Here is a 23244-nt window from a genome sequence, read left to right as displayed (position 1 = left end):
TTATTCTCCCGGTTGCATCAGTTCAATCATCATCTCAGGGGTGAGACGATAAGGATCTTCCCAGAGAAACCCCAAGTGACATCCGAGATGGTCGGGGCTATTGCCTTGGGAGGCGGAGCGGAGTTCTCGGACTGACTCGCTTAACTGACGCAAAGGGCGACAGGTGAGGAGTTGATTGATGCTCTCAGCATAGTTGGAATTGGGATTAGGGCATCGGGGCCAAAGGGCGATCGGTGTGGCTGCTTGCAAAATGGCTTTGACTAAAACCTGGAACTGCTCAGAGGCGGTGGGACAAGTCAGCTTTAAGCCAATTTTCTGGGTTAATTGGTGGGGCAGTTGCCTAGAGTTTAAGCTGTGGAGGTCTTCTAGGCTCTCAAAACTTTCTAAAAGGGGATGTTGGTCTAAAATCTGGCTGACTTTCCCCCAGTTTTCATACCACTGATTGAGGTAATTGTCAAGATAATTGAGATTTAATCGTTCGAGCGATCGCACTCTCAGTCCATACCTCATTCCCCAACAAGTTTCACTATCAACGGGGTCAAATTCTAATTGCCACTGGTCAACTTCACTACTGAGAAACTCTTTGGGCAAAAACACTTCAATGGTTAAATGATACCGCTTTCCTCTCAGCAACTTTAAGGCTTTTCTCAGGGATTTATTTAACCATATCTGAATCTCCGCCTGCGTACAAGTTAACCCATCTTCCCCAACTTCATCTAACAGCGGTTTAAATGCGGCATTGGGGTCATTTTGAATTAAAAAATTATCCTCAACTAGCCAAGCGTTGACGATGACTTGCTCAGACTTCTTTTGGGACTCCACAGTAACCAGCACATAAGACTCTAATGGCTGCGGTAAATTATCAGGTTCTCTCTGGGATGTCTTATTTTCTAATAGGTTTAAGAATTTATCTAAGCATTGATACCGTAAAATTTGGGTCAAACTGCTGAGTTCAGAGGGATAAAAATTATCCCCTACAATAGCATCGGATGGTAATGCGGTCTGGGCAAATTCTACGACATCTTTCCCATAACCACTCTCCTGCAATATCTCAAAAATTTGTTGTAATATTGCTTCAAAATCAACATGTTTTCCATCCCCAAACATCCCCGGAATGGGTAGGATTGTCGATGATTTTAAGAGGGTTTTGATTTCTTCAATCCCTTGATTGGCTTGGTCAACGCCTGCTTGAAGTTCTTCAAGCTGCAAGGGAATGGTTTGTAAAATGTCTCGAATACTGCGATAACTTGACTCAAGCCTTGCAGAAATCTCTCGCAGGGTCTGGCTTTGTTGTTCTTGGTTTCCCTCAAGTTTACGCTGTAAGTCATCAAAATATTTTGGGATTTTGGAAAACTCTTGAATCTGATAGGCTTGACTCGCTTCGCCGTCATTTTTGAGTTTCAGTAATTGACTTAAAACACTTTGAAAATGACTGTCTTGATGCTTACTTAACCGGGCTAAATCAATCCGCAACCCGGTCAATAAATCCAACATTAACCCCGCGAAAGCCTTACCATCTTCTGCAAAGTCTTCCTTGAGAGTCTGACGGAAGGCTTGGGGAAATTCATCATAAAGCAGTTGGGAAACTGTGGCAAAAACTCCATCAGGAAATTTAAATCCTCCACCGGGACAGGCTGCCATATTCAGTCTAGCAAAAATATCTTGCCAATCTTCCAGTTCCAGGATTTTATCACCCTTTGGAATCAGGATATCTGGCATTTTTCCCTCACTGATTTCTGGATATCTTTCCGATTCTCCTGTCTCTTCATTTAGCCAACTACTCCATAAACTCACCCATTTTTGAGGGGTTATTTCGGCAATTTTTAGGAGATTCTTGCAGGTTTTGCTGTCTTGCTTAAACTCAGGGACGGCTTTATGGGTAATAACGGCGGCGATCGCTTTTCCAACGGCTTCAATCAAATCGTGGTTTTTTAAAGAAACGCCAGGATGTCCGGTGGTGGCATCCCCTAGCTCATTCGCAACGTTTCCGGCTACAACTGATGCGATCGCCTTGCAAGTTTCCCCTAACAACTCTTGAGCCTCTGGGTTCGAGAGTAACCCCACTACACCCAGGGCTGGGGGGAATGTGCAGGCTGCCACATAGAGGGACCCAAATACTCCTAGCCGATATAGGGTATTTTTGACCGCCATATCCTGCTCCGTCTAACTCATGGACTGATTTTAGCAGAAACCGCCTAGAAATCTGATGTCTGGGGTCATCGTTTTCTGGGATTTTTGACTCCACCCGATTAACCCTCTGCTGCTGTCTGGGAATTATTGTGCCGCTAGGGTTGACAAGTGCTGCGAAGTCATGCTTATATATTTATATACAGTTTTATAATTGGTTATTATGCAAAAAATAAAATTTTGGCAATATTCCCATTATCTAAAAGTATAGCCCAGGTGTACCAAAAAAGCAAGGAACCCCCCCCAGAAAAAAATTTTCGTAACATTTCTTAACATTTTGTTACAAAAGTTAACATAATTATGAACTACATTGATAGGTAATCAAGCAGACTATATATAAGATGATGCTAACTTCCAATGACTTTAGTGGGTTACTGAATCAAAGATTTTTCCGAAACTTTTTACCCATTCCGGCTGCTGGGACCTTACACCTGGGGAAAAAGACCCCAGACTTTGAATTACCAGACATCACGAATAATGGGAAAGTGCGTCTGTCTGAATACCGAGGTAATACGCCTGTTATTCTGGCGTTTACGCGAATTTTTACAGAAAAGCAGTATTGTCCCCTATGCTACCCCCACATAAAAGCTCTCAATGAAAATTATCGGGCTTTTGTGGAGCGTGGCGCTGAAATATTGATGATTACCAGTACAGACACAGCACAAAGCCAGACCGTGGTTAAAGATTTAGGCCTAAAAATGCCATTGTTAAGTGATTCTAGCTGTGGTATTTTCCGACTGTATCATGTAGGTCAAGCCTTGGGCGCACCTCTTCCGGCTCAATTTGTTTTAGACCGTGAAGGAATCTTACAATATCGCCATTTATTTTCGTTTCTTGAACCCAATGCGACAGTCCCTAAACTACTTAGTATTCTGGACGAACTGGCTAATTAAAAACTAGGCTGCCAATCCTTGGATTCTAAGCGTTTGAGCTGTTGTAGGTAACGGGAAAAATAACCATGATTTAAGCGGCTGTAGTCGTACATTTTGGCGCTTTGTAAGCTAATCGCCCAGGACCAAATTTGAGCCACTTGGGTGAAGGCGGGTAAGGTATATTTTTCCCAGTCAGTTAGGGGGTAAATCTCTTGATATCCTTGTATAAAAGCCTCTCGGCTACTACGTCCTAACCCGGCTTGTAAGGAAACTTGTAAAAATTTGGCAATGTCAAAAATCCGCCAACCATAGCCACATTGATCAAAGTCGAATAGGGTGATCTCTCCTGAGTGGGTAAAATGGGCGTTTCCACTGTGGGGGTCTCCCCAACAAATTCCCCATAGATCAGCGTTTTTGGGGAAATCAGCTAGTTTAGCCCGGATTGTCTCTGCTGTATTATGTAAGTCTGATAGGTCTGACGATCGCAATTGTAGGAAGGGGGCGATCGCTTCTACGGAACGATCTAAGAGGTATTCTAAGGTTAGAGGCGATCGGTAATGGTCTGTATGGAAGTGACGAGAAACCTGATGAAGACGGGCGACAGTTTGACCTAGTTGGCGACTCTGGCTAGGGTTTAAGTCTCCTAGGGGAATTTGTCCTGATGCGTAAGTGAACAGGGCTGCATATCGTTTCCCCTCCGGTGCATTAATTTCTACCAACAGTTGATTCTCCCAAGTCCTTAACGGGTGGGAAACGGGAATATCTCGTTTCCGCAGAAAGTTCAACAGGTCTAACTCGAATTCGGTTTCTGACCTAGACCGCCAATGATGATGGGACACCCTGAGAATATAGGATCTGATCGATGTTTCGATTACATATATATCACTCAAGCCTCGATGCCAAAATTCACAACTCTGGACTGCTTCGAGTCTATACTGGGGCAGTACCTTGGAAACTAAGGCCTCACAGGCTAAGGTTGAGTAACTGACGGGGAATGTCTCTTCTGTAGTCGCTAGGCTTAATCTCGACCTTTTGCTTCTGGTGCGACTAACGGCAATCATGGCTTTATACCTCCAAAGTTTGATTATTAGTGTTGACGGCTTCTCTGGTCGGACACAGATGCGATCGCTTTAGCTTCACAAGGGTTTCCCTCAGTTTTTCCTAGCATCTGTATTGACTACTTCCTTTTTTTGGATCAATTGGCTGATTCCTCGCCTGATTCCCTAAACTATCTGATTATTTCTACCATCAAAAATTATCAAACCTTTTTGGTATAAATGATAAGCTATGGCGACGTTGAACCACCAATCGATCACACCATTTGATTTATTATCATATTTCTTCTAGCCTCAAATTGTAAGATAAAAATGACATTTTTTATATTTTTTTGTCAGATAATTTTCCCGGTCAATAATTCTTAATTATTTCTTGGTATTTTCCCAAAAAACTGATATAATTGATAGTTAGACAATTCTACCAGGCTATACTACAAATCGAGCTTTTTGGCAAGTCTGATTTGAACAAAATCTCCCATTTATGGCTGCTCACTTGGCAACTATATTAAATTTTGGTAACATTGATTACAGTTTTTTTGATGATTATGTGCTAACGCCTATCTAATTACTTGAATATGAAATCAATCAAATCAATGCGACAGGGAGACGTAATTCTACAAGCTACCCAGGACTTACCTGATCTGAGTTTGATGTCTGTAGAAAAGCGTTGTGATTTAGTATTAGCCAGAGGGGAAGTCACGGGACATACTCACCGCATTACACAGGGGGAAGCTGAACTTTATCAGTGGGGTATAAATCTCTGCTTACGGGTTTATTCCCAAACGGCTATACTCACCCATGAGGAACACCAGCCTATTACTATTCCCAAGGGAGACTGGCTAGTAACTATTCAACGGGAGTATGAACCGAGGGGATGGCGGCAGGTAGTTGATTAAAAGCTATGAATGTGACTGAGGAGAAAATTCTGCTTATTGATGACAGTAGAGTGATGAGATGTCTGATTAAAGATGAATTACTTAACTCCATGACTGGGGAGGTTGTGGAGGCGCGTGATGGTCAAGCGGCTAGGGATATTTTAGCGGCTGAGGGGGCAAGTTTTTCGCTGATTATGTTGGATTGGATGTTGCCTAAAGTTAGTGGTATGCAGCTATTTTGGCAAATTCAAAGCCAGAGAGATTTGCAGCAAATTCCTTTGGTATTGATGGCGCAAAAACTTAGTGAAATTGATGGACATATACCGAAATATTTTTATCGTTATTGTCAGTTTTTACAAAAACCTTTAGAATCAGAAAGATTTGGGCGGGCGATCGCCTCGGCTAAGGAAAAAGCTAATCAGCCTCATTCTTTCAGGAGGTTAACAGATAACAGGTCTCGCTTGCACGCGATCGCTAAACCGGCTATGGTATTTGAGGACGGTTATCAGGTCTACGCCCATCACGGTTGGATTTTCCGAGAAGATTATTTGGCGGGGGTTGAGTTAATCCGTCATAGTGTGGATGAAAGCGATCGCCTCCACGCCGAAGGACAAGGGGCTATTGAATTTTCCGATGGATTTCGCTGCTACTTTAATCATGGGGTAATGCTACCGGAAACATACGGGAAACTGCACCCCCATCAATGGCAATCACAATGGTTATTAACGGAACCAAATGCGGAACTTAGAAGGGTGCTAATTCAGGGTATAGGTTATGGCAGAATTTGCCAAGAACTCGATTCGATAGAATTAGATAATTGGCGGGAATATACTTTATTGAAAATTGATAACTCTCAGGAAAACGAGCCAATTTTATTATTAAAAATGACCTGTGGGAGTACCAAATCAATTCATGTCCTGCGAGTCCCCCCAGATATGACCTCAGCTAGGGCGGCGATTAAGTGGGTGAACTGGGGGATTGACCCGGAAGAATTTGCAGTGGAAACTTAAACAATATTTAATTATTCTGGTCTCCGCAAAATGTCTTCATAAATTCTAGCAATATCGAGATACAAATGTTACCATCTATTCTACAATTGTAGGATCTAATGGTTTGAGAGTTGGGTGTTTTTTTATGGATTATAAACAAGAATTAATTACCACAATCCACGACTTTGGCTGCGACCTAGAATTATTGGAAGGTCGCTTAACCCAACTCAGTGAAATTTCCCCAACAGCAGTCCTAATTCCTGCCTTGTATGAAGAACTAGAAAGACCGGCATTGACTCAAATTCGCGATTGCTTAAAAGACTGTGAATTTGTCAGAACTGTTGTAGTATGTGTACGAGCAACCACCCTAGAACAATATGCTAACACGGTTGAATTTTTTGAAATTATGCCCCAACGGACTCTAGTAATTTGGGAAAATGGACCCCGCGTGACTCAACTTTTGAACAAATTAAGGGAAAAGGGGCTAGATTTATTGAGTTTTAAGGGTAAAGGTCAAGCCGTGTGGTTAGGATTGGGTTTAGCATCCCTGCAAGCGGAAGCGATCGCTCTCCATGATGCAGATATTACCACCTATGATAAATCCTATCCCCTGAAATTGTTATTTCCCTTAGTGGAGAAGGACCTAGGCTTGGCTTTCAATAAAGCCTACTACGCCCGTATAGGAGGGGAACCCCTAGGTTTTCATGGTCGGGTAGTGCGTCTGTTTGTGACACCCCTACTGACAGCAATGATGGATATATTTGGTTATAACAATTACCTCCGGTATCTTAGCGCCTATCGTTATCCCCTGTCGGGAGAATTTGCCCTCACCGATGACCTGGCCCTCAATACTCGCATTCCGGGTAACTGGGGGTTAGAAATCGGGTTATTAGCAGAAGTTTACCGCAATGTTGCCGATAAACGTATCGCCCAAATCGACTTAGGGATTTTTGACCATAAACATCAAAGCCTAGGAAGATCCAGCAATGAAGGCCTGCGGAAGATGTGCCGGGATATTTTCCGTTCAATTCTCAGAACCCTAGTAGAAACGGAAAGAGTGACCATTAGCCGGGAACAAATCCATACCTTGCGGGTCAAGTTTCGCCGAGAAGCACAAGACTACACCAGGCAATATTTCCTTGATGCCCGATTTAATAATCTACACTACGATCGCCACCAAGAAGAAATGACTGTCGAAATCTTTGAACAGGTGATCGCAGAAGCCGGGGATGAATATTTCCGCAACCCAGCGGGGGCGCAAATTCCTGACTGGACTAGGGCGTTAGCAGTGATGCCAGCCCTGCGGGAACAGCTACGGGAAGCCACCCGCAGGGATATGGTACAAGCGAGGGAACTTACCAAAAATAACTCCGGTGAACCTTCGCCCCCTGGTGACTTGGAACCCAATTAGGTTTTTGTGGGTTTGAGTAAGTTTCTCAGAACGGTTATTGTATTAACAGGAACTAAAAGACGCGATCGCCTGATTTTTGGGACTCGACAAAAAGGAAGAGAATGTTTATTGCATCGGACAACACCACAATTTTTATCTTATTAATTTCCCTAGGGATTCTGGCTTGGGGATACTACCGCGCTAGACCATTTGGAAAAGCTGGCATTCTCTCATGGTTGCAGTCAGTATCTCTGATGGGACCCTGGCTATTATTTTTTGGGTTAACAGCCTTTGGCATCTATATTAACTTGGTCAGCATTCTGCTGTTATTCGTCGCCGCCACGGGTATTTACATTTACTTGGGGCGAAAACTGCGATCGCTGGCTGAAGAATTAGAGGACAGCCAGCCCAAGGTTCCTCAAGAGGCGGAAACTCCTACCCCAGAAGCAGTTAACCTCAGCGACACCAGCCCGGAAACTCCACAGCAGCAGACTCCCAAAACTGACACTACACCTATCAACCCAGAAGACCTAAAAGTTATCCAAGGTATTTTTGGCATTGATACCTTTTTCGCCACGGAAACTTTCCCCTATCAAGAGGGAGTGATTTTTAAGGGGAACCTTCGCAGTGACCCGGAAGAAGTCCACGGTCGTCTCAGCAGCAGCCTTAAAGAAAAAATGGGCGATCGCTTCCGTTTATTTTTAATCGAAAATCCTGATGGTAAACCTGTTGTCATTGTCCTTCCCAGTAGCAATGACCCCCAACCCGCTACAGGAGGCCAAAAAATCCTCGCCCTGGTTTTACTGGTGATTACAGTCGCCACCATTTTTCAAGCCGGGGGTCTACTTTTGGGCTTCGACTTCTTTAGTGAACCTAGGCGTTATGGGGAAGTCTTACCTATTGCGATCGGTATAGGATCGGTTCTCGCCGCCCATGAAATCGCCCATCAAGTTATCGCCAACCGCCACCAGGTTAAATTTAGCCTCCCCTTTTTCATTCCTACTGTACAAATCGGCACCTTTGGCGCTTTTAACCGATTTGAGTCTGTACTTCCTAGCCGGAAAGTTTTATTTGATGTCGCCCTCGCTGGACCCGCCGCCGGCGGTTTGTTATCACTACTGATGCTATTGGTTGGATTGATACTTTCTCACCAAGGTAGTTTGTTTCAAGTTCCCACTAGCTTTTTCCAGGGTTCTGTATTGGTAGGGCTACTGTCTAAATTTATTCTCGGAAACGCCCTACAGCAAAGTATTGTCGATGTTCACCCCTTAACTATCATTGGTTGGTTAGGCTTGGTGATTACTGCTATTAATTTAATGCCTGCTGGACAGTTAGATGGTGGTCGCATTATCCAGTCTATCTTTGGGCGTAAAGTCGCTGGACGGTCTACTTTTGCTACTTTTATTGTTTTGGCGATCGCCTCTTTGGTCAATCCCCTGGCTTTGTATTGGGCGGCGGTTATCCTCATTTTACAACGCAACCTCGAACGTCCTAGCCTTAATGAACTCACAGAACCTGACGATACCCGCGCGGCTTGGGGGCTCCTGGCTATCTTTATGATGATTATTACCCTCTTTCCCCTTACCCCTACGTTGGCTAGTCGCTTGGGAATTGGCGGTTGATCTCACCCCATAGACAAGCCACCCCTGTCTCTATATTGGCTATTGTGTTAAGTTATGTAACAAAAAATTAAGAATTGTTGCAAAAAACGACTTTTGGCAGTGGGGGGGTTGATTTTCGTGGCGGTCTCTGGTATTATTTTAGATAATGGAGATATTGGCAATTTTATTTTTTAGGCAAATGTTCCATTGTGATATAAACTATATGTCAATATCTTATCATGACTCGACAGGGGTTGTCAACCCCCAGAATTATTCAACCATTGTTGAAAGACAAGATTTCTGTCATCATCAGGGATAAGTAATTGATAGACCCGATGTCGTTTTTTACCACAAGTTTGGAGACGATCGCATTTTAAGCCATAACCAATTTTATCAAGAAAGCGACTTAGTACCATAATGGGGGTAGATCGTGGTGCTAACCCTATTCCGATAATAGACTTAATAGCAGTGCGATCGCCTAAAGCCAGCTTCGCCATTTCCTGTAAATCAGGATCAGTATTTTTAAACTCGCGATTTTCCTGTTGTAATAAAGTAGGAATGCGTAATAATTCGAGAGTCCCCACCACCGCGCCTAATTGCGATCGGTTAAAATCAGGACTAAATAAACTACCTTGTCCTCGTTGTCCCAACTCCTGGGCTATTCGCGCATCTCTTGCGGACAGAAAGGGACGACCAACAGTTAAAAAATAATGCAATTTCAATTGTTGATACCATCCCTGGTCATCCTTAGTAACCAATTCAGGATTAACGGGAATACCATAGCGAGATTTTAATTGATACTTGCGTAAAGATTGACATTCTGAAGGTGTTTTAAACAGCTTTTTTTGCAATATATGATATTCCAAATCACTTAAATCTGTAGCGGTAGATATAGCCCAACATTCAGTCTGATAATTGCGATCGCGCACAGCAGCAATCAAATCAGTTAAACTAGGTTTAAGGTGATGGTCAGCCACCAAATCAGAAGTTTCGCGATGAGGAGAAACGGGGAATAATTGATGACCTTCAGCTTCCAAGCCAGCCAATACAGATTCTCGATAGCGGGTCATAGCAGCATTAAACCGGACGGCAATTTTAGCCCAACACAGTAAAGACTCAGCTTGAAACCCCATTTCCAAATCATCTACATCATCAAAATCGGACTGTTGTAATAAACGAATATTTAACTGAGTTAGGCGATGGCTACAACTCAGGAGAGATGACATAGATAAAGCCCCATTTCCCAACCTATTTAAACCGTGGGAAGCTATCCACAAATAGCGAGGGATATTTTCGCGAATTCTAGCCAAAGCCTGACGCACAGAATTGTCAGATTGAACACCTTGCGCGATACCCCATACGGAGGTAAAATGACCTTTTAAATCAATACTCACCCCAGTTTCAATAGCAGGGGAAGCCAAAACCATATCATAATCTGCTAAAATATGATTAAGTCGGTTGATGCAACCGTAGGCGGGATGATGAGGGTCAGCCAAAGATTGGGAATCAATACGGAGGATTTTCAGTTGAGGAAATTGGGTTTTAAAATAGGCTTCTAAGGTAGAAGTCCCCCACTTACTAGCCAACTTTTGGGCGGATAAACAAACAAAGGGACGACCCCCACTAGCGAGGTGATTTTCTAGGTCTTTAACTAATTGTTTAGGGGTATGACCGCCATAGTGGTAAACATTCCAAGCCTGATCAGCAGTAGGTCGAAAATGGTTTTCGATAATAAAGGGAGTTAGGGGAATTCCCGATAAGGCTTTTAGATAATCAATAGTGGTATCACTGAGGTCAGCATCAGCGATAACTACCCGACCATTTGACATGAAGACATTTTGCAATAAAACTTTGAGCGATCGCAATATAGCGACTCGATATTGGCGACAGGTATCGGAATTTAGACCATGCCAAATTACCTGTTCAACTTCATCAAAAATCACCAAAGTATTAGCCCAATTATTAGGGTTAAAAGCCCGGGAAGAAGCGGGATGTAAAGAATCAATACATAATCCATAACCCTCTCCAGGACTACTGATAACCGTCCCCATTCCGGCTTTCATATAGTTTAAACCAAACCGCTGACAGAGAGATTCTACTAAGCGGATACGATGACCGATAACCAGGACAGACTGACCGTTATCGCTGGCTTGTTTAACGAGGTTTTCTAAGAGTCGAGTTTTCCCGCTACCTTTGGGGGATTTAATGGCGACTAATTGGGAGGCTTCGGGGATGGTTAAATCCTCTGGGAGATAGGGACAATTGAGGTTGAAATCGGCGGAATAGGTTAAGCGTGAGTGGGAGATGGCGCGCCAGGTTTCCAGGGGTTTAGCGACTTGATAGGCTTGATGTAGGGCTTCTACTCCTTGGGTCGCAATGAGATCATCAACCCCTTTCCCTAATTGGGGTTTCCAGGTAATGACCTTGGTATGACAACCTCTGCGGCTGAGAAGGTATCCCATTTGGCGGATAGTTGCGTCTACGGCTTTGATGGTGTTGGGTTTGGTGTCGCTATCAAAGACAATATAGATTTGGCGACCTGGGGTGGCTAATTTTTGCAATTCGGGTATTAACTGAGATTTTCCGATGCGGTTTCCCCATTGGTCTCGCGGGACTCGATAGCCGCCGTTAATACCGGGAAGGGCTATGGCTGGGTATCCAGCAGTCAGTAGTGATCCGGCTTTTTTTGCGCCTTCGGTGATACAGATGGGAATTTCGTGATGATCAATAACCCATTCCCAAAATCCTAAATCGGCGCGGTCTGGTTGTATGGCTTCGGGGGAAAGGGTTACACTGTGACGATGGGCGATCGCTTCCCAAATTGATTGGGAAACTCGCAAGGCGAAAATTCCGGTGGTGGTTTGGGGAGGATGTTCGTATTTTATGGGTTTATTGCTGTGACTGCTAAGGCGAGGTTTGGCGGGCTTGAAGCATCCCCACAGATCCTCGTTTCCAGTTAAGATATCGACACCTGAACACCACCAGCCCCCTTGGTTAACATGACTATAGCGTTTAAGAATGCGATCGCATACTCGACCACCATTGCGTCTGGGTAGGTTGTCGGCATACAGCAGATAATCTAAAGGGCGATCGCCTTCTAGGGGGATAACATTCAATTGAGTTAGCTCTGGGTCAACGCAGCTTGCGTTCCATTCTATCAGATGATTCACGATATCTCCAGGAAATTCGGCACACCCCACACTGCCTATACAATCAATTGGGATTTAGGGGATTTATACTATAACCCCAGATGTGGAGTTTTTGTCAATTGATTGGCTGAATCTTCCATATATATGGGGTAATTGACCAGACCCATCACGTCCTCGCCCCATCCTGACTTAGTTTAATGATGTCAATGGCTTCTCCAATTTGGGTTAGCTGGTGGTTTTCGGAATTATAAGCCCAAACCTTTAAAGATATTTCGCCAGGGGGTAAACTAGCGGTGGGAATCCTTAGCCTCCAGCCAGATTGTGCATATTCAGGAATTCCTAAAACACTAGCAACATCCCAGCGAGGAATATTCACCTCCCCGACAGCAATTAACTGGTTATTATCCCCCAGGCTGAGATAAACAGCATCAGCGGGTTTTCGGTTTTCGGGAATTACTCCCCACCCGGTTAAAACTGAGGGTTGACCTACCCGAATTGGTGATTCTGGAATGACATCAATTGCGCCATTAAATTGGTCGGTAGTGGCGAAAGTTGGGGGGATATCACTGCGTCGCCAAAACCAATGGGATTGGACGAATTTGTGTGGGCGATATTTTTGTAAAATATATTGATAAATTAGAGAGGCTGAATCGGCTTTTAAGACTTCATCCCAGGGGTTTTGAAACCAGACATCATTAGTTAAGAGAATTATGGGGGGTTGAGTCCTTTCTAGGTCTTGGATTACCTGGTTTTGGGCGACGGTAGGTTTAGCATAGAGAACATAGCTATATTTTGAACAGGATGGCTTATTATATAGATAATACCACAATCCTTCTGATGTGACATTAAAAAAACAGGATTGATTGGCTATTTCTGGTGACATGACATTTTTGGCTTCTAAATAATCGGGTTTGAGTAATTCAGTATCAGGGACAGAGATAGCGGCTGGGAGTTGCGATAGTTTCTGGGATGCTTCCAGGACATTAAAACCAGATTCTGAGGTTAGAATAAATATCAATAACACGCCTATACTCAGCTTTTGCGGCAATGTTAGGGTTAATTGATGTAGGGGATTTTCCAGATATCGCCGATAAGCTAACAGCAATAAATATACAGTTAAAAATGCTGTCATAATTGCGCCGTGATAAGCATGACCTAAATCACTGCGGTCTAGGGTGATTCTCATATAAACGCCGGCGGCGGATAGGAGAATTAGGGTAAATAAATGTTTGCGGACAAAGGGTTTTAGTTGGAAGTTATGGCTGATTAAATCCCAGGTGAGATAGGTTAAAACTCCGGCTTGAATGAGAATAGATAGCCAGAATTTTTGGGAGATAAAGGTCATTTGGAAGGGGGGAAGGGGAATGAAGGAAATGTAGCGACCATATTTTCCCCAGTAGGCGATTTGAGAGGCGATCGCATTTACTTGATCTAGTCCTAAAAAAATGGCGATCGCACTCAAGGAAATGACTACCCCGGTGAAGGTTGCAGTTAACCAAGTTTTGCTAGTTTGGGAAGGTAAAAATAGGCTGATGATACAGGTAATCAAATAAACGGCTAAGAAATATATGGCGCGGTCATACACATATAAAAAACCCCCAGGAATAGACAACCCCACCAACAGGGATAAAATTATGGCTTGTCGTCTAGGAAAATGGTGGCTATCCCCGACATGATTAGATTGTAATTGTTGTGGTGTTTCCCAGGGTAGAAATAGGCGAAAATAACGGAGAGTTATGGCGATTTGAAAGACAAACCAAGTCCCTCGCCTCCCGTCAAACTTGAAGAAAATGCTATCAAAAATACACCAGAATAAACAGAGTAGTAAAAAAATGGGTAATTTTGACTTTTTTAATCCTACTAACCCGGTGATTTCCCACAAAATCCAAAAATAGCCTACAGCAGTGAGTGCATTTTGGAGATTAACAACTAGCCGACTTAAAGCAATTCCGTTATTATTGCTAATGAAACTCATGGCTATTTCTGTGGGTAAAACATCCATACCATAGCCATGAATTAAGACGGTATTAATAAAGGGCTTTTCCAGTTGGGAGAAATTCGGCCAAAATCCCAAAAATTCTCCTTCGTGGAAGGAGTCCCGCAAAAGGGAGGTAATTTGAAACTGGTTGAAAGGAATATTAATGACCCAGGCTAAGAGTAAAATTCCGGTAGCGGTTGCTAAAAACCAATTTTGGCTGAGAGTTTTGGCGGTAATGTTAATGACAGGGTGGAGATATTCTCCCGGCGATGTTTTCCGAAATTTCCAAACTATCAGAGTTAGCAGGGGGGGAGTAAATAGCAAAATCAGATATTTGAGATAATCTGTATAGGGACTGATATTCTCAATGCTGGCTTGGGAAATTACCCCGGTGGTATTGTTTCTGATCGGGATAGCAATGGGGTTGACCAGGGGAACTAAAATTATCCAACTGGTGAGGGTAATTATCAGGACTACGGCTAAACTTGGTGGGGGGGTAAATTTGCGATCGCTCATTTTTACCTAAGACTCCCAACTGGAAATGCGATCGCCTGACGAAAAGGAATATAGCTTATGTCCGGTAAAACTAATTAAGGCTACACAGGCGGCGCTTACGAGTCTAGCCGGGGTAGGAGACCACCCCAATTCATTAATCAACAATTGTAATAACCCCAAATTCGCCAATAAACTATTTAAGGCGACTGTCGCAAAAACTCCATATTGCATCAACCAGTTACGCCAGTAAATACCAAACACAAACCGACGACTTAACCAGAAATTGGTACTTAGTCCCAAAAAGTAACTAATTCCCAAGGCGTAAACATACCAAATTCCCGCCTGGGTAAGAAGGGAAAACACCAAAACATCTACAACGGTTGCACTTCCCCCGGTGAGTAAATAACCGCCAAACTGTCGCAAGGTAGCGATCGCCTGACGACGGCGAGACTTTCGGGAAACCGCCGCCACAGTGGTTGGGGTTTCGGCTTCGGCTTCTTCGACATATTCACTATCACTATTGACATTCCAGAGATTATGTTTTCCGGGGGTGATTACATTTTCCGCCGCCAAAATTCCCATCAATAAGCTATGGTCTTGGTTATTATACTTAAATGCACCATATCGACCCACCAACTGCAAATTCTGGAAACCTTTAAAATACTCCTCAAGGGTTGCTAAAGAGGCTTTATAATTTCCGGCATATATAGGATAAGTCCGAGGTAAACGCACAACAAACCCCCCAGAAACCTGCTGCTTTTGGAGTAATCCAATTTTTATCAGGTCGGCTTGCGCCATGTGTAGCAGGTCTTCTTCTGGACAATTCCATAACTGATCATCAAAATTGCACCAATACTCACAACAGAGGGGAGTTTGATAATTATTGGGTAACATTTCGGGCGACCAATTGGCAAAATTTGTCACCCTTCCTAATTTCACCCTGGGGTCGTTAATATATAGCCAGTTATCGGGGAATAAATGACCATCATCAATAATTAAATAGACTAAAATAGTATTCCGAAATTTAAGCGATCGCGCTGATTCTATCACTGGCTGAGGCGGTGCTGTTTTCAACTGTTCCACCAATAAAGTTAAGGGAATAGAAGAAATCACCCCCCCACAGCTAAAAGTTTGCACTTCTTTAGTCTCACGGTTGCGGACAGTCACATGGGTAGCCTGACCATCATTATGATGTACCTCAATCACTTCGGTATTCAGTAATAAGGGTTGCTGATGCTGATTTAAATAATCGGCTATTTTATCATAAAGTTGACCAGAACCCAACCGAGGAAATTGGAATTGGTCAATCAAGGTTTTGACTTTACCATCATTTCCTAATAAGGCATTAACCACGGCTTTATATAAGGACAAACCCTTAATTCTTTGTGCCGCCCAGTCGGCGCTAATTTCTGTACAAGGAATTCCCCAAAGTTTCTCGGTGTAACTCTCAAAGAAAATCTCAAACAGCCGTCGCCCAAATTTACCAATCACCCACTCAGAAAAATTCTCTGGCTGAGGTTTGGGAAATAAACGCACTTTCACATAAGACGAAAGTATTTTAACTGTCTCCAATAACCCCAACGCCGAAAGCACCTGTTTGGCTTGGAGAGGATAACTAAAGTATTTTCCCCCGTAATAAATGCGGGTAAGTCGATTAACTGTTACCTGGTCTTTTTCTAATACTTGATTCCAGAGTTTCACCACAGGCGATAATTTGGTGAAAAATCGATGGGGTCCGAAATCGAGAATAAACCCTTTATACTCGATACTTTTCGCTAGTCCCCCCACGCGCTTATCTCTTTCTACTACTACTACAGGAATTCCCTGACGGGTGAGAGTATAAGCCGCAGCTAACCCCGCTGGACCCGCACCTAAAATGTAAATCGGTTTCATCACACCACACTCAAATTATCGACTTGGGCAAATTGTACTCATCATACACTATCATCCATAATAACCCGATTTTTCCATTCAAAAGGGGTTGACATTATCCTCTATTTTCTGATATTCTAGGTCATATATAACATAATAGAGATATTTGTGTATATTTTTTTTGAAGATAGATTCCCATTATAATAAAATTATATCCGAGGTTTCCCCAAATTGTCAACCCCCCTTCCCGAAAAAGCCGGGCAACGATAAGTTTTACTAATTTAAAATTCGCCAATAGTTTTAATATTTAAAAGATTGTAAATATTTATGACATTTTTATTGCTAAATATTATCAAATAATTGACGACAGAATGGGGGTTGTGGTAGATTTATGTAAACAAAAATCCACTGGGGTTTCTGTGAACTGAGCAAAATACGGCTTAAAAAGCCGATTATATGGTGAGTCTTGGGCGATCGCCGAGGGAATTTCAAGTTTAGCGATGCACGAGTTTTGGGGAAATTCGGGGTGATCGAAAATCGGCGACTTGACAAAAACGGATATTTATGGTATTGGCAGTCAAACCGAGTAAAATCAAGATGGTGGAATTTCCAAAGCGATCGCCCCTAATAAGCCCTTGCGAAAATCATTGAGTAGCTGTCGTGCGGTGCGTTCCAAATCTCCTTGAAAGCGTTGATCAGCCAAGGCTTGTAGATAGGACTCTCCAGTTTCCGAAGCGATCGCGAGAGAATAGCGATCGGTCAATTTATCGTGAATTTGGAGATGTTGAAACAAATCAACCATACCCGCCGCCACCCGTTGGTTATCATAACCCGCCTCACCAATATCCTCACAAATCGCCAACTTGAGAGCATCCTGTTGATTTTCAATGCGGCTAGGAATAACCCCTGGCGCATCCAACAATTCAATTTGCTTAGAAATCCTGACCCACTGTAACTTGCGTGTCACCCCTGCCCGTCTAGCACTTTCTACGACTCGTCGCCCCAAAAGTCGATTAATCAAAGCCGACTTACCGACATTAGGAAATCCAATCACCCCAGCCCGGACAGGTCGGGGTAACATTCCCCGCTGCTGACGTTTTTGATTCAACTGTTCTCCGGCTTGTTTAGTAGCGCGTACTACTGCATCAACGCCATCTCCCTGTTGAGCATTAGTAAAATAGGGGATTTCCTGATGTTCCTCAAACCACTGTTGCCATTGTTGTTGTATATGGGGAGGAATCATATCTTGGCGGTTAATAATCAATAATCGTGGTTTTTGGGATACCCATTGAGATACTTTAGGGTGGTGAGTCGCCAAGGGAATGCGAGCGTCCCGAACTTCTAGGACCACATCAACTCGTTTAAGTTGTTCTGTGAGGGTACGTTCAGCTTTAGCAATATGACCGGGATACCATTGAATTGTCATGATTGGTTAATAGTAGATTAATAGTTAAGTGAAAGGTTCAAGTTGCCTCTTTTCCCTGATACATATATTGAGGTAATCGCATGGTCAAAGTTGACCCCTGGTTTAACTGACTTTCAACCCAGAGATCACCACCCATCATCTGACATAATTTATGAGTTATAGAAAGTCCCAAACCCGTGCCGCCATATTTACGGGTTGTACTTTCATCAGCTTGGGTAAAGGGACTAAAAACCGTGGCTATTTGTCGCTCATTCATGCCAATTCCGGTATCCTGAACTTGCCAAAAGATAAAGGAGATTTCTGAGAGAGTTTCTGAGGGAGATTCCGGGGAGTGATAAATGGGCAAATCGGGTAAATCTGTAGCGGGAATTAACTGTTGCCATACTCGTAAAATTACCTGTCCTTGTTCGGTGAATTTGCAGGCATTACTTAACAAATTAAGTAGGGACTGTCTGACTTTAGTTACATCAGTATACATCAAGTCCAGACCGGGAGCAACCTCTAGGGTCAATTGATTATGATTTTTTTCAGCCAAGGGTGCTATAGTGGTTTCCACTTCCCAAAGCAAGGTATTAATTTGACATTTTTCTAGGTGAAAATTAATGCGGCCAGCTTCAATCTTAGAAAAATCGATAATATCACTAATTAAGGTGAGGAGATGTTGACCCGCAACGTGGATATTTTTCAAGTCAGCCACAAAGTCATCCTGACCGATATCTTGAGCGTCTTCTTGTAGTAATTCACTGTAACCGAGAATAGCATTTAGGGGAGTGCGAAGTTCATGACTCATATTAGCTAAAAATAGGCTTTTAGCTTGGTTAGCCTGTTCGGCAGCTTCTTTAGCTCTACGGAGTTCCTCAGCCTGTTTATGTTCCGTGATATCACTAGCCAGGGTAAGCAAACAGGGGGTATTTTCTAATTGGATAGGTTCAATGGCGATTAACCAATCTCGAATTGCGCCTGATTTATGGCGGACTTCCACGGTTAAATTACTGAGGCGATCGCCATTAGTAAGTCTTTTAAAGATGGGGTTAATCTGGTCAGGATCCCACATTTGCAAATCCTCGAAAGTGCGGTCAATGACCTGTTCCCGACTCCATCCCAATTGCCGAAGAAAACTATCATTGACATCCACAAATCGCCCTTCTTGAGCAGTAGTAATAATAATGCCAATGGGACTAGCTTTAAACACTCGGGAAAACCTTTCCTCACTAGCTCTTAAAGCAATTTCAGCGCGTTTGCGCTCAGTGATATCCTGAACAGTGCTAGTAATATGGGTGGTGGTAACGATCGCCTGTTCAACCACAAATCGTTCTTGACCGTCAGGGCGTGCAATCCGATAATCTATAGAATAGGGAATTTGCTCTGAGATAGCTTGAGAAATAGCAGTTTCCACCCGGAGGCGATCGAGAGGATGGATATATTGCATAAAACTATCAATGCTGGGAGTCACCTGGTCAGGGTTAACGCCAAAAATGCGGTAAAGCTGATCAGACCAAGAACAGGTTAGTCGTCGGATATCTAATTCCCAGTGTCCTAACTTAGCAATACGTTGAGCGGTAGCCAAACTAGCTTCCCCCGAACGTAGAGATGCTTCTACTGTTTGTCGTTCTTCCACCGCACCAGCTAAAAATAAACCCGTGATAGTCATCACTAAAATAAAGGCTTGTAGAGAAAAGACCTGGGGATTTTCGTTGAGGTTGTCCATAAAAGGGCCACTACCCCGTAGGACACCCCAGACGGCAAATGTTGCTGTTAATAAGTGAGCGATCGCAGTTCCTCGCTGACCAAAACGTAGGGAAGCCCAGACTAGCAGTGGAAATGGCAGGTACTCTAGGGGGTAGTGAATAGTGAGAACGCGGGTTCTCGAACAGAATACAAACCAATTCAAAGCCGAAAATAGTACCAACCAGCTTCCTATTTCGAGATAGCTGAATAATTTAGGCAGCCATAGCTTTTTTTTGGGGTTTTTGAGAATTTCCCAGCTTTCAGGTAATAGCCAACTCCAATGATTCCCGGTTGACCCCTGCAAGTCTCTGGTCTGTTGATATTTGATATTAAATCGATTAGCCCAAGTCAGAAGTACCGGGGCTAATAGCAGAACGCCAATGGTATCTCCCAGCCACCATGTTACCCAAATATCAGCGAATGTATCGGATTTGATTTCTCCAGCGATTAATAATGCGATCGGAGTAATAGTAGAATTAATCAGACTCGAGAGGGCTCCAGCTAGAATAGCTAGTCCCAGTACATCCTTGAGGCGCGCTAAAGCCGGAGAGAAACCGATCCTTTTTAACATCAACCAACCCGCACCAGCTTCTAGGAGGGTTCCCAGAGTCCAAATTAATCCCAGATAACCGGAGTGACCGGTCAGCCAATAGTTAGAAAACAAAGCACCGAGGATAATTCCCGGCCAACATTTACCCCCCCACCAGATGAAAACCACTAAAGACCATCCCGCCGCCGGCCAGAAAATGGCTTCCATGGCATTGAGCATTAAAGTCTCAATGGTTATCCAGATTAACCCCAGATAAACCAGAAGCGCAACCATATTGATAATTAGGTAGCGTGCCAGTTTAGATCTGAGGATGTTATGGAACTGAAGCATTTTAATCCCCTCCGTTGCTTCTCCCCCACACTCAAAGAAATTAGCCTCAGTATCCTAAGACCGACTTCCCACCTCGTTTAAGATTAGGGATATCTTTAGTATAGTCGCCGATTCTGTTGGGGTAAGCGATCGCACTTAACCGACTTACCCCAAAATCGTTTTACCAAAGGCAATTAGGCATCATCTAAAGCCACAATACCAGGGAGTTGCTTACCTTCGAGGAGTTCCAGACTAGCCCCACCACCTGTAGAAATGTGGCTCATCTTCTCACCCAAATTCAGTTGTTCCACAGCCGCCACCGAGTCGCCGCCACCGATAATTGTAGTTGTACCTGTACCAGTGAGTTCTGCCAAAGTTTGAGCGATCGCCCGAGTACCCGCCGCAAACTTCTCAAACTCAAAAACTCCCATCGGACCATTCCAGAGGACAGTTTTGCAGTCTCCCAAGGCTTCTTGGAACACCTTAACAGAATCAGGGCCAATATCCAATCCCATCCAACCATCAGGAATTGCTTCAACGCTAACAGTTTGAGAATCAGCATCGGCTGCAAACTTATCAGCGAGAACCACATCTGTAGGTAACAACATAGTTACCCCTTTTTCTTTCGCCTTCGCTTCCAGGGACTTAGCCAACTCCAGCTTATCTTCTTCCACCAGGGAATTACCCACACTCAGACCCCTGGCTTTATAGAACGTGAAAATCATGCCGCCACCCAACAACAACTTATCGCATTTGTCAAGTAACGTTTCAATGACACCAATTTTGCTAGAGACCTTAGAACCACCAATAATGGCAGCTAGGGGACGTTGAGGGCTTTCAATAGCCCCTTGTAGGAACTGCAATTCCTTCTCAATCAAATAACCGGCCACACAGGGGCTCAGATATTGAGTTACACCTTCAGTGGAAGCATGGGCGCGGTGTGCAGTACCAAAGGCATCATTTACATACAGATCCGCTACGGAAGCCAACTGCTTGGCAAATTCAGGATCATTTTTCTCCTCAGCGGCATGGAAGCGGACATTTTCCAGTAACAGTACATCACCATCATTCATGGCCCCCACTGCTAGGGCGACTTCTTCCCCAATGCAATCTTCACATTTATTAACGGTTTTGCCCAAAAGTTCCGACAAACGCGCCGCCACAGGGGTTAAGCGCATTGATTCAACTACTTGACCTTTGGGACGGCCAAAGTGACTGGTCAGAATCACTTTTGCTCCTTTAGAGGTCAGATCTTGAATGGTAGGCAGAGCTGCCCGAATCCTGGTATCATCACTGATAGAGCCGTTATCAAGGGGTACGTTAAAGTCAGCACGCACCAGCACTTTCTTACCAGATAGTTCTGATGCTGACAAATTTGCTACAGTTTTTTTAGCCACAGGATTAACCTCTTTGATCGTTTATTCTGCTTTAATCGAAATTAAATGGGAACGGTGAGGGTTATTGGTTAATGGCCCCTAGGCTGTTACCAACCAGGTGGCCCACCTGCCATCAAATCGTTCACTGTAAACATTCTACCTAAGTCCGCGTCTTGGAGATGCGAGATATGTTTAAGACCGTTTTATTTGCTATAGATCAAAGTCGAGAAGCCCGCGAGGCGGCTGAAAGGGTGATTAATATTGTCCAAACCTATCAGTCTAACCTCTATCTTCTCGCTGTTGTTGAACCAAAAGAACCAGACGGGGAGCCTCCCCATTCTGAACCGATGACTTCCCCTGATACGGTGAGCCAACTTTTACAGGAGGCTCATGGTATTTTCTCTGAGCTGGGGATTGATGCTAAACTCATTGAACGTGAAGGTAAACCTGCTTTCACTATCTGTGATGTGGCTGATGAGATTGATGCTGATCTGATTGTGATGGGTAGTCGCGGCACTGGACTCACAGAAGAAGGTGTTGCTGACAGTATCACTAACCGTGTGATTAATCTCTCTCCCTGTCCTGTCTTGGTTGTTCCTTAACTTATTCCCCCCGTTAACCTATAACCTATCTTTAACGGGGGGTTATCACCCCCCATCTCTCTATCTATTAAGTTGATTTTTTAGTCAATTTTAAAAAAATGTCCCCCCAGAAACGCGCCGAGGGGTTGACAACTTCCGGGAATTTATGCTACTGTTGATAACATATTGTTCATAATGGGAACATTGGCAATAACAAAAAAAAGGCATATATTTCCATTATCTAAAATGATATCACAAGATCGCCCAAAAAGCTACCCCCTCCCCAAAACAGGTCGTTTTTGCAACAATTCTTAACTTTTTGTTACAAAACTTAACATAATTTACCAACTCCTCTGGGTCGGGGGAGTGTGATTGTCGATTATCCGTGATCAGTGATTCTTTCCAATTCTTGAATATAGAAATCACCAATATCTAAACCGGGGGCTCCTTCGACAGTAATTTGTTCATAGTTAACCTGACCCCGGATGAACATTTGTTGACCGATAGAAGGTAGAGGTTGGGTAGTAAAAACCCAGATAGTCCCTGTAGAGTCTTGAAGCTGATATGCACCAGCGCCGACAAAGGGAGCGAGGTTAGCTACAGTTCCCTCTGTGTAGACTTTAGCGCCAACTTGGCGCTGTTGTGCGATCGCCTCAATGTTAGTAGTTTGGCGAGTAAATTGAGTGGTAGACTCAATAATTTGGCGACAGCCGATGATCCCTGGTGTTAGCGATAGTAGAATCAAGAGAATATGGAAGTGGTGAGCAAAGCGTGGGGGTAGGAGAATCGCAAATCTAGGCATACTATCTAA

15 protein-coding genes are annotated in these 23244 nt (G+C 43.7%); 6 read left to right on the top strand and 9 right to left on the bottom strand.

The annotated features are described in order from the left end of the window. Positions 1–2151 carry a VMAP-C domain-containing protein gene (locus N39L_RS16595; protein ID WP_014275762.1) on the bottom strand — a complete coding sequence of 717 codons (2151 nt, stop codon included), beginning with the start codon at positions 2149–2151 and terminating at the stop codon, positions 1–3. A 377-nt stretch (positions 2152–2528) separates the two neighbouring features. Between N39L_RS16595 and N39L_RS16590 the strand changes: the two genes are divergently transcribed. Next, a complete protein-coding gene (locus N39L_RS16590) occupies positions 2529–3080 on the top strand; it encodes a peroxiredoxin family protein (RefSeq protein ID WP_014275760.1) in 552 nt (183 codons plus the stop codon). On the opposite strand, the gene N39L_RS16585 is transcribed toward N39L_RS16590, so the two are convergent. Then, on the bottom strand, positions 3077–4120 hold the full coding sequence (locus N39L_RS16585; protein ID WP_006620014.1) for a phosphotransferase: 1044 nt from the start codon (positions 4118–4120) through the stop codon (positions 3077–3079). The two genes, N39L_RS16590 and N39L_RS16585, sit on opposite strands and share 4 nt — an antisense overlap. Positions 4121–4689: 569 nt before the next feature. On the opposite strand from N39L_RS16585, the gene N39L_RS16580 reads away from it, so the two are divergent. From N39L_RS16580 to N39L_RS16565, 4 genes are all read left to right on the top strand, one after another. Next, positions 4690–5010: a DUF8820 family protein gene (locus N39L_RS16580; RefSeq protein WP_231852225.1), complete on the top strand. Its 321-nt coding sequence runs from the start codon at positions 4690–4692 to the stop codon at positions 5008–5010. A gap of 5 nt (positions 5011–5015) precedes the next feature. Continuing rightward, the gene (locus tag N39L_RS16575; RefSeq protein WP_006620012.1) at positions 5016–5999 is read left to right on the top strand and encodes a response regulator; all 984 of its coding nucleotides are present in this window, start codon (positions 5016–5018) and stop codon (positions 5997–5999) included. Between the two features lie 124 nt (positions 6000–6123). Beyond that, positions 6124–7389, top strand: coding sequence for a glycosyltransferase family protein (locus N39L_RS16570; protein ID WP_006620011.1), 1266 nt, complete (start codon positions 6124–6126; stop codon positions 7387–7389). 101 nt (positions 7390–7490) lie between these two features. Next, the gene (locus tag N39L_RS16565) at positions 7491–8990 is read left to right on the top strand and encodes a site-2 protease family protein (protein ID WP_014275759.1); all 1500 of its coding nucleotides are present in this window, start codon (positions 7491–7493) and stop codon (positions 8988–8990) included. Positions 8991–9226: 236 nt separating this feature from the next. Here the strand turns inward: N39L_RS16565 and N39L_RS16560 are convergent, their stop codons facing one another. From N39L_RS16560 to N39L_RS16535, 6 genes are all read right to left on the bottom strand, one after another. Continuing rightward, a complete protein-coding gene (locus N39L_RS16560) occupies positions 9227–12139 on the bottom strand; it encodes a plasmid replication protein, CyRepA1 family (protein WP_043469043.1) in 2913 nt (970 codons plus the stop codon). A gap of 145 nt (positions 12140–12284) precedes the next feature. Continuing rightward, positions 12285–14612, bottom strand: coding sequence for a hypothetical protein (locus tag N39L_RS16555; RefSeq protein ID WP_014275757.1), 2328 nt, complete (start codon positions 14610–14612; stop codon positions 12285–12287). 6 nt (positions 14613–14618) lie between these two features. Further along, positions 14619–16484, bottom strand: coding sequence for a GtrA family protein (locus N39L_RS16550; protein ID WP_006620007.1), 1866 nt, complete (start codon positions 16482–16484; stop codon positions 14619–14621). A 571-nt stretch (positions 16485–17055) separates the two neighbouring features. Then, positions 17056–17889: a ribosome biogenesis GTPase YlqF gene (gene ylqF, locus N39L_RS16545; RefSeq protein WP_006620006.1), complete on the bottom strand. Its 834-nt coding sequence runs from the start codon at positions 17887–17889 to the stop codon at positions 17056–17058. Between the two features lie 37 nt (positions 17890–17926). After that, on the bottom strand, positions 17927–20497 hold the full coding sequence (locus N39L_RS16540; protein WP_014275754.1) for an MASE1 domain-containing protein: 2571 nt from the start codon (positions 20495–20497) through the stop codon (positions 17927–17929). Positions 20498–20670: 173 nt separating this feature from the next. After that, complete coding sequence (locus tag N39L_RS16535) at positions 20671–21873, bottom strand: phosphoglycerate kinase (RefSeq protein WP_006620004.1); 1203 nt, start codon at positions 21871–21873, stop codon at positions 20671–20673. A 167-nt stretch (positions 21874–22040) separates the two neighbouring features. On the opposite strand from N39L_RS16535, the gene N39L_RS16530 reads away from it, so the two are divergent. Continuing rightward, positions 22041–22454 (top strand): universal stress protein, encoded by a 414-nt coding sequence (locus tag N39L_RS16530; RefSeq protein ID WP_006620003.1) that lies wholly within the window; start codon positions 22041–22043, stop codon positions 22452–22454. A gap of 358 nt (positions 22455–22812) precedes the next feature. Here N39L_RS16530 and N39L_RS16525 read toward each other — a convergent pair whose 3' ends face one another. Continuing rightward, complete coding sequence (locus N39L_RS16525) at positions 22813–23235, bottom strand: hypothetical protein (RefSeq protein WP_006620002.1); 423 nt, start codon at positions 23233–23235, stop codon at positions 22813–22815. Between the last annotated feature and the right edge of the window lie 9 nt (positions 23236–23244).

The organism is Limnospira platensis NIES-39, from assembly GCF_026000695.1.
In the GTDB taxonomy this organism is placed as follows: domain Bacteria; phylum Cyanobacteriota; class Cyanobacteriia; order Cyanobacteriales; family Microcoleaceae; genus Limnospira; species Limnospira platensis.
This window is presented reverse-complemented; position numbering and strand designations above follow the sequence as displayed.